We start from the raw sequence: 14,414 nt of genomic DNA, 5'->3' as shown, positions 1-14,414 counted from the left end.
GAGTAGCGCGTGACCTACAGAGGTTTTCTATTTGATTTAGACGGCACGCTGGTGGATTCACTGCCAGCGGTTGAACGAGCCTGGAGCCAGTGGGGTGCCCGTCATGGCATCGCGGCTGATGAGATTCTGGATTTCATTCATGGCAAACAGGCGATCACCTCTCTGCGTCATTTCATGGCAGGCCAGTCGGAAGAGGCTATTCAGGCGGAGTTTGTTGCGCTGGAGCAGGCTGAAGCGGCGGACACCGACGGTGTGCAGGCGCTGCCAGGGGCCAACGCGTTGCTGAACCGGCTGAACGAACTGCAGATTCCCTGGGCGATTGTCACTTCCGGTTCAGTGCCGGTCGCACATGCACGTCATAAAGCCGCAGGCTTACCGAAGCCTGCCGTGTTTATTACCGCTGAACAGGTGACTAAGGGCAAACCGGAGCCCGATCCCTACCTGCTTGGCGCGGAGAAGCTGGGATTAGCGGCGACATCGTGCGTGGTTGCAGAAGATGCACCTGCCGGAATCTTATCCGGCCTGAATGCTGGCTGTGCGGTGATTGCCATCAATGCGCCGGCGGAGACACCCCGGCTGGATGAGGTAGCGCTTCAGCTCGACTCACTGGCATCACTGGTGATAACCCGCGAGTCTGACGGCAGCTTTACCTTCCGTCAGCAGGCTTAAAGGCTGGCCCGGCGGCCAGACCGCCGGGCTTAGAGTGGCGTATCCTGCGAGATTTCATCCAGTGACAGGCTGAAGCTCGGAATAAACACCTCAACGAAGTAATCCATCTCCGGTGAACGCCGAAGTGCCAGGGTCTTTTCCAGCCGCGCTTTGGCCAGTAAAAATTCGTTGTTCCCGGCAGACAACTCCTCAAGACATTTTACATATGCACAGAGCGCATCCGCCTGTTTCACAACCGCCTGCTCCTCTTCGCTGTGCAGATGCTCATCGATCAGCGGGCGATAGATCGCCTGAAACTCTTCAGGCAGCATCTCAATCAGCTTCTGCTGAGCAATCTTCTCGATTTTCTTATATTCGTGGGCGATCTGCGCGTTGTAATACTTTACCGGAGTCGGTAAATCGCCGGTGAGCACTTCACTGGCATCGTGGTAAAGCGCCAGCATGGCAATGTGATCGGCATTAAGCGACCCGTTGAATTTAAGGTTTTTGATCACGGCCAGGGCATGCGCCACCATAGCGACCTGCAGACTGTGTTCGGAGACATTTTCGGTGCGCACATTGCGCATCAGCGGCCAGCGATTGATCAGCTTAAGACGGGAGAGATGAGCAAAGAAGTGGCTTTGTGTCATGAGCGTTCCTGTTGGCTGGCGGGGGAGAGACAGGCTCTGGCTCTCCCCAAATAGCGTCAGTATACGCGGGCCCGATTATTGACGATAGCCTTGCAGGAAACGGCCAAATTTATTGATCGCCATCTCAAGATCATCCACACGTGGCAGCGTAACAATGCGCAGGTGATCGGGCCATGGCCAGTTAAAGGCACTGCCCTGAACCAGTAGCACCTTCTCCTGTAACAGAAAATCCAGCACCATCTTCTGATCGTCGAAAATGTTGAATTTTTTGGCATCGATTTTCGGGAACATATAAAGCGCGCCCTGCGGCTTCACACAGCTGACGCCTGGGATATCATTAATCAACTCCCAGGCGCGCTGCCGCTGCTCGTAGAGACGACCACCCGGCATGATAAATTCGCTAATGCTCTGGTAGCCGCCCAGCGCCGTCTGAATCGCATGCTGCGCCGGTACGTTGGCACACAGGCGCATCGAGGCGAGCATCTCCAGTCCTTCTATATAGCCTTTAGCATGTTTCTTTGGCCCGTTCAGTACCATCCAGCCCTGACGGAAACCGGCAACGCGATAGGTTTTAGAAAGGCCATTAAAGGTAACAGTCAGCAGATCGGGTGCCAGCGCTGCGATGCAGTGATGCTGTGCATCGTCATAGAGGATCTTGTCGTAGATCTCATCGGCGAAAATAATCAGGTTATGCTGACGCGCAATTTCAACCACCTCTAACAGCAGCTCTTTGCTGTAGACCGCGCCAGTGGGGTTATTCGGGTTGATAATCACGATGCCGCGGGTACGAGGCGTTATCTTGCTGCGGATATCATCGAGGTCAGGGAACCAGCCTGCTGATTCGTCACAGAGATAGTGCACTGCTTTACCGCTGGAGAGGGAAACCGCAGCCGTCCATAACGGATAGTCGGGTGCCGGCACCAGCATTTCGTCGCCGCTGTTCAGTAACGCCTGCATCGCCTGCACGATGAGTTCTGAAACACCGTTGCCAATGTAGATATCTTCTACGGTGACATCGCGCATGTCGCGCGCCTGGTAGTGCTGCATGATCGCTTTACGGGCGGAATAGAGACCCTTGGAGTCACAATAGCCCTGAGAGCTGGGAAGGTTACGAATAACATCGACCAGTATCTCATCCGGTGCTTCAAAACCAAACGGCGCCGGATTGCCAATGTTCAGCTTCAGAACTTTGTTACCTTCTTCTTCGAGGCGCTTAGCCTCTTTCAGTACCGGGCCACGGATGTCATAGCAGACGTTATCGAGTTTTCCGGATTTATCAATTTGAAAAGTCATTGTTACCGCCTTAATGGGCAGAATCCTTTTGGCTGCCACAGAAATCCAACCAGCACAATGTACTCTCCTGACAGTCACAAAAGAAGGGTGCCGCCCCGTTTTGGCGGGTTCAACAACTTTTTGCCCGGTGCGCAGCGTAAAAAATATTTGTTGTCGCGTAAACTGGCTAATAAAACCATAAATTGGCATTAATGCAGGATTTTAACGCGTCCAAAGCGCTGCTGAACCGACATATGGCTTTAGCATCATGAACGCTATCTGGAAGTTATTGAAATGGAACTTTTCTTTGCACCTGAAATATACACTTAGAGAAATAGTTAAAGGATATTTTATAAATGTTCAAATTATGGACGATTTTAGAACGTGCCTAATGATTACGCCTTAACGCTGCTTAAGAGTGGCGCGTTTAAGGCCTTGTGTTCGCCGGAAAAGTGCCAAAAGCAGAGCTTCATATGGCACCTTTATTGCAGGATTGTGAGCCGTACTTAACACTTCCTCTCTAAATTTCAGAACGCTGAAGGCTTAAAAAGTGATCAATAATGTGGCATAAGGGTCTGGAAATGCCTTTAGCACAAAATTTACAGCGCTTTTCACAAAATCATTTCCATTTTGAAGTCAAAAATGATTAAGTATAATTTATTATTTAGTGCACTTTGCCGCTTCGCTTGGATAGCCCGTAAAGTGCGCTTTCTATCCCGCACGATTCTTTCTGGTGGGAATAAGACAACTACGCAGCTTCCTGCATTTGCGCACCCAGCGCCATCGGTTCAGAAGTTGTATCTGTCTTGAATAGTACTATGGCTTGAATAGCGCTATGGCCCTTTCAGGGGAGTCAACAGTGCAGGATCCACATAAACTTTTTTTGTGTCAGTCTTCACACAGGACTGTCATTGAGCACCATTACTGCTTATCACTTTGATAAGCTTGTGATAACACCAGGGTAGTAGTTCGTAAAAATCTTATAAGTGAAGAAAAAACATGACTAATGCAAATCGTCCGATACTGAATCTCGACCTCGATCTGCTGAGAACCTTCGTTGCCGTTGCGGATTTGAATACCTTTGCAGCTGCTGCTGCAGCGGTCTGCAGAACCCAGTCAGCAGTCAGTCAGCAGATGCAGCGTCTGGAACAATTGGTAGGTAAAGAGCTGTTTGCCAGACATGGACGTAATAAGCTTCTGACAGAGCACGGTATCCAGCTTTTAGGCTATGCGAGAAAAATTCTTCGTTTTAACGACGAAGCCTGCACATCTCTGATGTACAGCAACATTCAGGGCGTGCTGACTATTGGCGCCTCTGATGACACCTCTGACACTATTCTGCCGTTCCTGCTAAACCGGGTGACCTCGGTTTATCCGAAACTGGCAATCGATGTGCGGGTTAAACGTAATCCGTTTATGATGGAAATGCTCAATCAGGGTGAAGTGGACCTGGTTGTGACCACTTCCAGCCCGGGCAATTTTACCTATCAGGTACTGCGTACTTCACCTACCTTGTGGTACTGCGCAGCGGATTATATCTTCCAGCGTGGCGAAGCCATTCCACTGGTATTGCTGGATGAGCCAAGTCCTTATCGTGATATGGCTATCGATCATCTCAACGAAGCGGGCATCCCGTGGCGTATCTCTTATGTCGCTTCCACACTGGCTGCAGTACGCGCAGCGGTGAAAGCGGGACTGGGTGTGACGGCACGTCCGGTCGAGATGATGAGCCCGGAACTGCGTGTTATGGGTGCAGCTGAAGGACTGCCGGTACTGCCTGATACGCAATATCTGCTGTGCCGTAATCCAGACAGCGATAATGAACTGGCGCTGGCTATCTTCAATGCCATGCAGTCCACCAATGATCCTTATAACCTGAGCAATAATCCCGACGGTTCACTGTTGCTGGATGATGAAGAGTAATTTCGCTAACGTGTTGTACTCAATACCTGCGTGATTGCCTTAATAAACGCTTATAAATAAGCCTCTCCTTCCCTGAAAAGAACGAGAGGCTTTTTTGTGCCTGACCCCCGCCCGATGTCCCTTACTGACTCATCTGCCTCTTCAGACCCGACTAAAAAAATTTCACCACCTGCTTAATTGAAATTTCCAGACCAAAAAACCGAACGCTTTGTTCCGAATCACCGTTTCAGGTGGGGAAAATTAACGCATAAAGGGCAAAAGTGTGTTCTGGATCAAAAAAATAGCCCTGGAAAGGGGAGGGAAAATTCAGTGATACCTGTCAAAATATGTTTGTTAAATGCACGATCCATGCATGTGAATACCCGCTACACTAAAATTAACCCTACAGACTGAAGCGATTTAGCTGGAAAGCGGGGCATCATTTGTTAATAATATGATGCAGGTGTGAAATAATGTTTGGATACTTTTGTCAAAGTTGACAAAAGGTTATAGAAAGGAGTAAAAAACCCCATAAAATAGCTGCTTATTACGTAATAACAGCGACATTTGAAAGGTTTTTATCCTTCCCTTGAATCGATGTGGTCAGTTTGCTGCGGGAAACGCGTGCAGGATGCCAGCGCCACTTTTGATGAGTAAGCAATGAGTATGTCAACTACCACCGAAATCATCGCTCAGCACTGGGCGTTTATCGTATTTATCGTTATTGCCTTTGGCCTGTGTGCTTTCATGCTGACCGGAGGATGGCTGCTTGGCGGCAGAGCGCGCGCCCGCTACAAAGACACGCCATTCGAATCGGGCATTGAATCCGTTGGTGATACCCATATCCGCCTGTCGGCGAAATTTTATCTGGTTGCGATGTTTTTCGTCATCTTCGACGTCGAAGCCCTCTTTTTATACGCATGGGCGACTTCAATCCGTGAAAGCGGTTGGATCGGCTTTGTGGAAGCCGCAATTTTCATTTTGGTGCTCCTGGCGGGTCTGGTCTATCTGGTACGCATTGGCGCACTGGACTGGGCTCCAGCTCGCCGTCGCGTGGTGGTCAAAACCACTACGGTCAGCCACACCAATCCTCATAAGCAGTAAAAGAGAGGCAATAAGATGGACTATACGCTCACCCGCATAGACCCGAACGGTGGTGAGAACGACCGTTATCCTCTGCAAAAGCAGGAAATCGTCAGCGATCCGCTGGAGCAGCACGTTCATCGCAGCGTTTATATGGGCAAGCTCGAAAATGCCCTGCATGACATGGTGAACTGGGGGCGTAAAAACTCCCTCTGGCCTTATAACTTTGGCCTGTCCTGTTGTTACGTTGAGATGACAACATCGTTCACCGCGGTCCACGACGTGGCACGTTTTGGCGCCGAAGTTATGCGCGCTTCGCCACGTCAGGCCGATTTCATGGTCATTGCCGGTACGCCGTTCACCAAAATGGCCCCGGTTATTCAGCGTTTGTACGATCAGATGCTGGAACCAAAATGGGTGATTTCCATGGGTGCCTGCGCCAACTCTGGCGGCATGTATGACATCTATTCCGTGGTGCAGGGTGTCGATAAATTCCTGCCGGTCGATGTTTATATTCCTGGCTGTCCGCCACGTCCTGAAGCGTATATGCAGGCACTGCTGCTGTTGCAGGAGTCGATCGGCAAAGAGCGCCGTCCGCTCTCATGGGTGGTTGGCGATCAGGGCGTTTATCGCGCCAACATGCCATCTGAGCGTGAAAGAAAACGCGGCGAGCGCATTGCAGTCACAAACCTGCGCAGCCCGGACGAAGTTTAAAACCGTATGGATGGAAAACAGCGCCTGCAGCAGAACATCACAATTTAATGCATGGCCCCATCCTGACGCCTTCATTTGAGTGCCTGAGACCAGGCCGGAATGGTGAGTAACGTATGACAGATTTGACCACGCAAGATCTCGCTCAGCCTTCATGGCAAACCCGTGATCACCTTGATGACCCGGTGATCGGCGAGTTGCGTAACCGTTTTGGGCCGGATGCCTTCACTGTTCAGCCAACCCGTACCGGTATTCCGGTGGTGTGGGTGAAGCGTGAACAGATACTGGAAATTATCGAGTTCCTGCGTAAATTACCCAAGCCTTACGTCATGCTGTATGACCTGCATGGCGTGGATGAGCGTTTACGTACCCACCGTGCAGGCCTGCCTGCGGCGGATTTTTCCGTTTTCTACCACCTGCTGTCGATTGAACGCAACCGCGACATCATGCTCAAGGTGGCACTCTCTGAAAACGATATGCATCTGCCGACCATCACCCGCCTTTTCCCTAATGCCAACTGGTATGAGCGTGAAACCTGGGAGATGTTTGGTATCACCTTTGATGGCCACCCGCATCTGACGCGCATCATGATGCCGTCGACCTGGGAAGGCCATCCGCTGCGTAAAGATTACCCGGCGCGCGCCACCGAATTCGATCCGTTTACGCTGACCAAACAGAAAGAAGATCTGGAGATGGAAGCGCTGACCTTTAAGCCTGAAGACTGGGGCATGAAGCGCAGCACCACCAACGAAGACTTCATGTTCCTGAACCTCGGGCCTAACCACCCGTCGGCGCACGGTGCGTTCCGCATCATTCTGCAGCTGGATGGTGAAGAGATTGTCGACTGCGTGCCTGACATCGGCTATCACCATCGTGGTGCCGAAAAGATGGGCGAGCGTCAGTCGTGGCACAGCTACATTCCTTACACTGACCGCATCGAGTACCTCGGCGGCTGCGTAAACGAAATGCCGTACGTACTGGCGGTGGAGAAACTGGCCGGTATCGTGGTGCCCGATCGCGTTAATGTGATCCGCGTGATGCTCTCTGAGCTGTTCCGCATCAACAGCCACCTGCTTTATATCTCCACCTTTATTCAGGACGTCGGGGCCATGACGCCGGTGTTCTTTGCCTTTACCGACCGTCAGAAAATCTATGACGTGGTTGAGGCGATTACTGGTTTCCGTATGCACCCGGCGTGGTTCCGCATCGGTGGTGTCGCGCATGACCTGCCGCGAGGCTGGGAACGTCTGCTGCGTGACTTCCTCGACTGGATGCCAAAACGTCTTAAAGAGTATGACAAAGCGGCACTGCGCAACAGCGTACTGATTGGCCGTTCCAAAGGCGTTGCCGCTTACAATATGGAAGAGGCGCTGGCGTGGGGCACTACCGGTGCCGGTCTGCGTGCTACCGGTCTCGACTTTGACGTACGTAAATGGCGTCCCTACTCCGGCTACGAAAACTTCGATTTTGAAATCCCGGTCGGCGACGGCATCAGCGATGCTTACAGCCGCGTCATGCTGAAAATGGAAGAGATGTGGCAGTCGCTGCGCATTCTTGAGCAGTGTCTCAACAACATGCCAGAGGGTCCGTTTAAAGCTGATCATCCGCTGACCACACCGCCACCGAAAGAGCGCACGCTGCAGCACATTGAAACGCTGATCACGCACTTCCTGCAGGTTTCATGGGGGCCGGTGATGCCAGCCAATGAGTCGTTCCAGATGATTGAAGCGACGAAAGGGATCAACAGCTACTACCTGACCAGCGATGGCAGCACCATGAGCTACCGCACCCGCGTGCGTACGCCGAGCTTCCCGCATCTGCAGCAGATTCCTTCAGTAATCCGTGGCAGCCTGGTATCCGACCTGATCGTATATCTGGGTAGTATCGATTTTGTTATGTCAGACGTGGACCGCTAATTATGCACGATCAACACATTGCCATTAAAACGATCGACCCTAACGAGGTCTTCGTGCTGAGCGCGGAAGAGCATCACGCCATTGAGCACGAAAAACACCACTATGAAGATGCGCGTGCAGCCTCGATTGAAGCGCTGAAGATCGTGCAGAAACAGCGCGGATGGGTGCCGGACGGCGCCATCAATGCGATTGCCGAGGTTCTGGGTATCCCGGCGAGTGATGTTGAAGGTGTGGCGACATTTTACAGCCAGATCTTCCGTCAGCCGGTTGGCCGTCATGTGATCCGTTACTGTGACAGCGTGGTCTGTCATATCACCGGTTATCAGGGCATCCAGTCAGCACTGGAACAGCAACTGAATATCAAACCGGGTCAGACCACTGCCGATGGCCGCTTTACACTGCTGCCAACCTGCTGTCTGGGTAACTGCGATAAGGGGCCAACGATGATGGTGGATGAAGACACGCATGTGCATCTGACGCCGGAAGGCATCCCTGGTTTGCTGGAGCAGTATCAATGACAATTAAACAGATCATTCGCACTGCAGAAACTCATCCGCTGACCTGGCGGATGCGTGACGACAAGCAACCTGTCTGGCTTGACGAATATCGCAGTAAAAACGGCTATGCCGGTGCGGAAAAAGCGCTGAAAAGCATGTCGCAGGATGAAATCGTTGCGGCAGTCAAAGATTCAGGCCTGAAAGGGCGCGGCGGTGCGGGCTTCTCCACCGGGCTGAAGTGGAGCCTGATGCCGAAAGATGAGTCGATGAACATCCGTTACCTGCTGTGTAACGCCGATGAGATGGAGCCGGGCACCTATAAAGACCGCCTGCTGATGGAGCAGATGCCTCACCAGCTGGTGGAAGGAATGCTGATCAGCGCCTTTGCGCTGAAGGCTTACCGTGGCTATATCTTCTTACGTGGCGAATACATTGAAGCCGCGGTGCATCTGCGTCGTGCGATTGCTGAAGCGACGGAAGCGGGCTATATCGGTAAAAATATTCTCGGTACCGGCTTTGACTTTGAGTTGATTGTCCACACCGGCGCAGGTCGTTATATCTGCGGCGAAGAGACGGCACTGATTAACTCACTGGAAGGCCGTCGTGCCAATCCGCGTTCGAAACCGCCATTCCCGGCGAGTGCGGGCGCGTGGGGCAAACCGACCTGCGTGAACAACGTGGAAACCCTCTCCAACGTTCCGGCGATTCTGGCCAACGGCGTGGAGTGGTACAAAAACATCTCTAAAAGCGAAGATGCCGGTACCAAAATGATGGGCTTCTCCGGACGGGTTAAAAATCCCGGCGTCTGGGAACTGCCATTTGGTATCACCGCACGTGAAATCCTTGAAGATTATGCGGGCGGCATGCGTGACGGACTGAAGTTCAAAGCCTGGCAGCCCGGCGGGGCAGGGACTGACTTCCTGACCGACCAGCACCTGGATCTGCCCATGGAATTTGCCAGCATCGGCAAAGCGGGCAGCCGTCTGGGTACGGCGCTGGCGATGGCGGTCGATCACGAGATCAACATGGTCTCGCTGGTGCGTAACCTGGAAGAGTTCTTTGCACGTGAGTCGTGCGGCTGGTGTACACCGTGTCGCGATGGCCTGCCGTGGAGCGTCAAAATTCTGCGCGCGCTGGAGCAGAAGCAGGGTCAGCCAGGCGATATCGAAACCTTACTGCAACTCTGCCGTCAGCTTGGCCCGGGTAAAACCTTCTGTGCGCATGCGCCGGGTGCGGTTGAGCCACTGCAGAGTGCGATTAAATATTTCCGTGAAGAGTTTGAAGCCGGCATGGCACCGCAGGTGTTTGGCAATACCCGCGCCATTGGCGGGATCCAGCCAAACCTGCTGAAAGCGCGCTGGTAATTCGCCGAAGAACACGGAACAGGCCTGGTGCCGCCGCCCCGACAATGTCGTGCGTCGGGGCAAGAATATGATTAACGCTCGTCTCTGACGAGCCTTACGGAAGCATGTCACTATGGCTACAATTCATGTAGACGGTAAAGAGTATGATGTGAACGGAGCGGACAACCTGCTACAGGCATGTCTCTCTCTGGGCCTTGATATTCCTTACTTTTGCTGGCATCCGGCGCTGGGAAGCGTTGGGGCCTGCCGCCAGTGTGCGGTAAAGCAATTCCAGAATGCCGAAGATACCCGCGGCCGTCTTGTCATGTCCTGCATGACGCCGGCCTCTGACGGCACATTCATCTCCATCGATGATGGCGAAGCAAAAGAATTCCGCGAAAGCGTGGTGGAGTGGCTGATGACCAACCACCCGCACGACTGTCCGGTGTGTGAAGAGGGCGGTAACTGTCACCTGCAGGATATGACAGTAATGACCGGCCACAGCTTCCGCCGCTATCGCTTCACCAAACGTACCCACCGTAATCAGGATCTCGGCCCGTTCATCTCCCATGAGATGAACCGCTGTATTGCCTGTTATCGCTGCGTGCGTTACTACAAAGATTATGCCGATGGCAAGGATCTGGGTGTCTACGGCGCGCACGACAACGTATACTTCGGTCGTCCGGAAGATGGCACGCTGGAGAGCGAATTCTCCGGTAACCTGGTTGAAATCTGCCCGACCGGCGTCTTCACCGATAAAACGCACTCCGAACGCTATAACCGTAAATGGGATATGCAGTTTGCGCCGAGCATCTGCCAGCAGTGCAGTGTGGGCTGTAACACCAGCCCGGGTGAGCGTTATGGTGAGTTACGCCGTATCGAAAACCGTTATAACGGCACCGTAAACCACTATTTCCTGTGTGACCGTGGCCGCTTTGGCTATGGCTACGTGAACCGTAAAGATCGCCCACGCCAGCCGATGCTGCTGCGCGGCAACGACTGGGTGACGCTGAACGCAGAGCAGGCGGTCAATGCCGGTGCAGATTTGCTGCGTCAGGCGAAAAAAGTGATCGGTATCGGCTCGCCGCGCGCCAGCATCGAAAGTAACTTCGCGCTGCGTGAACTGGTCGGTGCAGAGAACTTCTCTACCGGCATGCCAGCGGGCGAGCAGGCCCGGCTTGAACTGATGCTGAAAGTTCTGCGTGAGGGCGGTATCTATACGCCATCGCTGCGTGAAATTGAAAGCTACGATGCGGTGCTGGTGCTGGGCGAAGATCTGACCCAGGTTGGCGCACGCGTGGCGCTGTCAGTGCGTCAGGCCGTGAAAGGCAAAGCGCGCGACATGGCTGCCGCTCAGAAAGTAGCAGACTGGCAGATCGCCGCGATCCTGAACATCGGACAGAATGCGAAACATCCGCTGTTTATCACCAACGTCGATGAAACCCGTCTGGATGATATCGCGGCATGGAGCTATCGCGCACCGGTTGAAGATCAGGCGCGTCTCGGTTTCGCTATCGCCAGTGCGCTGGATGAAACCGCTCCGGCAGTGACCGATTTCGACAGCAAACTGAACGGCAAAATGGATGTCATCGTGCAGGCGCTGGCCGGCGCGAAAAAACCGTTAATTATTTCCGGGACCCATTCCGGCAGCAGCGCGATGATCGAAGCGGCTGCCAACGTGGCCAAAGCGCTCAAAGCGCGCGGTGCCGACGTCGGGATTACGCTGCTGGCGGGACACGCCAACAGCGTGGGTCTTGGCCTGATGGGCGGCAATCCTCTGGAAAGCGCGCTGGAGCAACTGAGCAACGGTGAAGCCGATGCGCTGGTGGTACTGGAAAATGACCTCTATCGCCATGCACCGAAAGCGCTGGTTGATGCGGCGCTGGCCCAGACCACTAACGTGATTGTGGTTGATCATCAGCGCACCGCGACGCTTGAGAAAGCGGGTCTGGTGTTATCAACCGCCAGCTTCGCCGAAAGTGATGGCACCTCGATCAACCATGAAGGCCGCGCACAGCGTTTCTTCCAGGTTTACGATCCTTCTTACTATGACAACAACGTAGTGATGCTGGAGAGCTGGCGCTGGCTGCATTCGCTGCACAGCACGCTGGAAAGCCGTCACGTCGACTGGACGCAGCTGGACCACGTGATCGATGCGGTGGTCAGTCATCTGCCACAGCTGGCCGGAATCAAGGATGCGGCACCGGATGCCAGCTTCCGTATTCGTGGACAGAAACTGTCGCGTTCACCGCACCGTGCCAGTGGCCGTACCGCGGCGCGCGCCAATATCAGCGTGCACGAACCGCGTCAGCCGCAGGATCAGGACACGATGTTCGCCTTCTCAATGGAAGGGAACAACCAGCCAGGCGCACCGCGTTCGCAGATTCCGTTTGCCTGGGCACCGGGCTGGAACTCACCGCAGGCGTGGAACAAGTTCCAGGTTGAAGTGGGCGGCAAACTGCGTAATGGCGATCCGGGTGTACGGCTGTTTGAAGCCAGCGCAGCCAGTCTGCCCTGGTTCAGCAACGTTCCGGCGGCATTCGTCAGTGAAGCGCAGTGGCGCGTGGCCCCTCTCTACCAGCTGTTTGGTAGTGAAGAGATGTCACAGCGTTCACCGGTCTTCCAGCAGCGTATGGCACCGCCTGCACTGGTGATTAACCCGGAAGATGCAGCGAAGCTGGGCGTCAACAATGGCGCGGCGGTTGAGTTCATCTGTGCCGGTGAGACAGTGCGTCTGCCGGTCCGTTTCTCGGCGTCACTGCAGGCGGGACAGATTGGTCTGCCGCTGGGCATGCCGGGCGTTCCGCCATTCCTGGCGAACGGTAAAATCGACACTCTGCAGGAGGCGGCGCAATGAGCTGGTTAACACCGGACGTTATCGACATTCTGCTGGCCATTGTTAAAGCCATCGTGATTCTGCTGGTGGTTGTGGCCTGCGGCGCGTTCATGAGCTTCGCCGAGCGTCGTCTGCTCGGCCTGTTCCAGAACCGTTACGGACCAAACCGCGTAGGCTGGGGCGGCTCGCTCCAGCTGGTAGCGGACATGATCAAAATGTTCTTTAAAGAGGACTGGGTTCCGCCGTTTACCGACCGCTTTATCTTTACCCTTGCGCCGGTTATCGCCTTTGTTTCACTGCTGCTGGCCTTTGCTATCGTGCCGGTTTCGCCAACCTGGATGGTGACAGACCTGAATATCGGTCTGCTGTTCTTCCTGATGATGGCGGGCCTTGCGGTCTACGCGGTGCTGTTTGCCGGCTGGTCGAGTAATAACAAATACTCGCTGCTGGGTGCGATGCGCGCCTCGGCGCAGACCCTGAGCTACGAAGTGTTCCTGGGTCTGTCGCTGATGGGTGTGGTAGCGCAGGCGGGCTCGTTCAATATGAACGATATCGTCAACAGCCAGACGCACCTGTGGAACATCATTCCGCAGTTCTTCGGTTTCGTGACCTTCTGTATTGCTGGCGTAGCGGTGTGTCACCGTCATCCGTTTGACCAGCCAGAAGCGGAGCAGGAACTGGCGGACGGTTATCACATCGAATATGCCGGTATGAAGTTCGGCCTGTTCTTTGTCGGCGAATATGTGGCGATCACCACCGTTTCAGCGCTGATTGTGACGCTGTTCTTTGGTGGCTGGCATGGCCCATTCCTGCCGCCGTTCATCTGGTTCGCCCTGAAAACGGCGTTCTTTATGATGATGTTCATCCTGATTCGTGCTGCGCTTCCGCGCCCACGCTACGACCAGGTGCTGTCATTCGGCTGGAAAGTGTGTCTGCCGTTGACGCTGTTGAACCTGCTGGCGACTGCCGCAGTGATTCTCTACACAGCGCCGTAAGGGGTTAACAAATGACTTTGAAAGATATTGTCGTAGGCTTTGGCACGACAGTTCGCAGTATCTGGCTGATCGGGCTGCACGCCTTCGCCAAACGTGAAACTCAGATGTATCCGGAAGAGCCGGTTTATCTGCCACCACGCTATCGTGGCCGTATCGTGTTAACCCGCGATCCGGATGGTCAGGAGCGTTGTGTCGCCTGTAACCTGTGTGCGGTTGCCTGTCCGGTTGGCTGTATCTCGCTGCAGAAAGCTGAAACCAAAGATGGCCGCTGGTACCCGGAGTTCTTCCGTATCAACTTCTCACGCTGCATCTTCTGCGGCATGTGTGAGGAAGCCTGTCCGACCACTGCGATTCAGCTGACCCCCGATTTCGAACTGGGTGAGTTTAAGCGTCAGGATCTGGTGTATGAGAAGGACGATCTGCTGATTTCGGGGCCGGGTAAATATCCGGAGTACAACTTCTACCGCATGGCAGGTATGGCGATTGACGGTAAAGATAAGGGCGAAGCAGAAAACGAAGCGAAGCCTATCGACGTCAAAGGCTTATTACCTTAAGGAGCAA

12 protein-coding genes are annotated in these 14,414 nt (G+C 53.9%); 10 read left to right on the top strand and 2 right to left on the bottom strand.

Features of this window, described 5'->3' with window-relative positions; all coding sequences use genetic code 11:
* Positions 1-9 precede the first annotated feature (9 nt).
* Complete coding sequence (locus tag LC417_RS16260; RefSeq protein WP_045139799.1) at positions 10-669, top strand: sugar phosphatase; 660 nt, start codon at positions 10-12, stop codon at positions 667-669.
* 29 nt (positions 670-698) lie between these two features.
* Here the strand turns inward: LC417_RS16260 and yfbR are convergent, their stop codons facing one another.
* A complete protein-coding gene (yfbR, locus tag LC417_RS16255; RefSeq protein ID WP_010258048.1) occupies positions 699-1,298 on the bottom strand; it encodes a 5'-deoxynucleotidase in 600 nt (199 codons plus the stop codon).
* 75 nt (positions 1,299-1,373) lie between these two features.
* Positions 1,374-2,591: a pyridoxal phosphate-dependent aminotransferase gene (locus tag LC417_RS16250; protein WP_010258051.1), complete on the bottom strand. Its 1,218-nt coding sequence runs from the start codon at positions 2,589-2,591 to the stop codon at positions 1,374-1,376.
* A gap of 978 nt (positions 2,592-3,569) precedes the next feature.
* Between LC417_RS16250 and lrhA the strand changes: the two genes are divergently transcribed.
* From lrhA to nuoI, 9 genes are all read left to right on the top strand, one after another.
* Positions 3,570-4,493, top strand: coding sequence for a transcriptional regulator LrhA (gene lrhA / locus LC417_RS16245; protein WP_010258055.1), 924 nt, complete (start codon positions 3,570-3,572; stop codon positions 4,491-4,493).
* Positions 4,494-5,132: 639 nt separating this feature from the next.
* Positions 5,133-5,576 (top strand): NADH-quinone oxidoreductase subunit A, encoded by a 444-nt coding sequence (locus tag LC417_RS16240; RefSeq protein ID WP_010258058.1) that lies wholly within the window; start codon positions 5,133-5,135, stop codon positions 5,574-5,576.
* 15 nt (positions 5,577-5,591) lie between these two features.
* Positions 5,592-6,269 carry an NADH-quinone oxidoreductase subunit B family protein gene (locus LC417_RS16235; protein WP_003854245.1) on the top strand — a complete coding sequence of 226 codons (678 nt, stop codon included), beginning with the start codon at positions 5,592-5,594 and terminating at the stop codon, positions 6,267-6,269.
* A gap of 113 nt (positions 6,270-6,382) precedes the next feature.
* A complete protein-coding gene (gene nuoC / locus LC417_RS16230) occupies positions 6,383-8,182 on the top strand; it encodes an NADH-quinone oxidoreductase subunit C/D (RefSeq protein ID WP_010258063.1) in 1,800 nt (599 codons plus the stop codon).
* 2 nt (positions 8,183-8,184) lie between these two features.
* Positions 8,185-8,700 carry an NADH-quinone oxidoreductase subunit NuoE gene (gene nuoE, locus LC417_RS16225; RefSeq protein WP_010258066.1) on the top strand — a complete coding sequence of 172 codons (516 nt, stop codon included), beginning with the start codon at positions 8,185-8,187 and terminating at the stop codon, positions 8,698-8,700.
* 2 nt (positions 8,701-8,702) lie between these two features.
* A complete protein-coding gene (nuoF, locus tag LC417_RS16220) occupies positions 8,703-10,043 on the top strand; it encodes an NADH-quinone oxidoreductase subunit NuoF (protein WP_029519446.1) in 1,341 nt (446 codons plus the stop codon).
* 112 nt (positions 10,044-10,155) lie between these two features.
* Positions 10,156-12,879, top strand: a complete 2,724-nt coding sequence (gene nuoG / locus LC417_RS16215; RefSeq protein WP_010258072.1) for an NADH-quinone oxidoreductase subunit NuoG — start codon at positions 10,156-10,158, stop codon at positions 12,877-12,879.
* Positions 12,876-13,853 carry an NADH-quinone oxidoreductase subunit NuoH gene (gene nuoH / locus LC417_RS16210; protein WP_003854240.1) on the top strand — a complete coding sequence of 326 codons (978 nt, stop codon included), beginning with the start codon at positions 12,876-12,878 and terminating at the stop codon, positions 13,851-13,853. Before nuoG ends, nuoH begins: the two co-directional genes overlap by 4 nt.
* A gap of 11 nt (positions 13,854-13,864) precedes the next feature.
* Positions 13,865-14,407: an NADH-quinone oxidoreductase subunit NuoI gene (gene nuoI / locus LC417_RS16205; protein WP_003854239.1), complete on the top strand. Its 543-nt coding sequence runs from the start codon at positions 13,865-13,867 to the stop codon at positions 14,405-14,407.
* The last annotated feature ends 7 nt before the right edge of the window (positions 14,408-14,414 follow it).

Origin of the sequence: Pantoea sp. OVA07A (assembly GCF_019969975.1) — a bacterium.
Taxonomy (GTDB): Bacteria; Pseudomonadota; Gammaproteobacteria; order Enterobacterales; family Enterobacteriaceae; genus Pantoea; species Pantoea agglomerans.
Note: the sequence above shows the minus strand (reverse complement) of the source record. Positions and strands in the feature narration are given on the sequence as shown.

Excerpts from the sequence above, each read along its gene's own strand:
- LC417_RS16235 (WP_003854245.1), top strand. The coding sequence starts at position 5,592 with ATGGACTATACGCTCACCCGCATAGACCCGAACGGTGGTGAGAACGAC.
- nuoG (WP_010258072.1), top strand. The coding sequence starts at position 10,156 with ATGGCTACAATTCATGTAGACGGTAAAGAGTATGATGTGAACGGAGCG.
- nuoC (WP_010258063.1), top strand. The coding sequence starts at position 6,383 with ATGACAGATTTGACCACGCAAGATCTCGCTCAGCCTTCATGGCAAACC.
- yfbR (WP_010258048.1), bottom strand. The coding sequence starts at position 1,298 with ATGACACAAAGCCACTTCTTTGCTCATCTCTCCCGTCTTAAGCTGATC.
- lrhA (WP_010258055.1), top strand. The coding sequence starts at position 3,570 with ATGACTAATGCAAATCGTCCGATACTGAATCTCGACCTCGATCTGCTG.
- nuoH (WP_003854240.1), top strand. The coding sequence starts at position 12,876 with ATGAGCTGGTTAACACCGGACGTTATCGACATTCTGCTGGCCATTGTT.
- LC417_RS16240 (WP_010258058.1), top strand. The coding sequence starts at position 5,133 with ATGAGTATGTCAACTACCACCGAAATCATCGCTCAGCACTGGGCGTTT.
- LC417_RS16250 (WP_010258051.1), bottom strand. The coding sequence starts at position 2,591 with ATGACTTTTCAAATTGATAAATCCGGAAAACTCGATAACGTCTGCTAT.
- nuoE (WP_010258066.1), top strand. The coding sequence starts at position 8,185 with ATGCACGATCAACACATTGCCATTAAAACGATCGACCCTAACGAGGTC.
- nuoI (WP_003854239.1), top strand. The coding sequence starts at position 13,865 with ATGACTTTGAAAGATATTGTCGTAGGCTTTGGCACGACAGTTCGCAGT.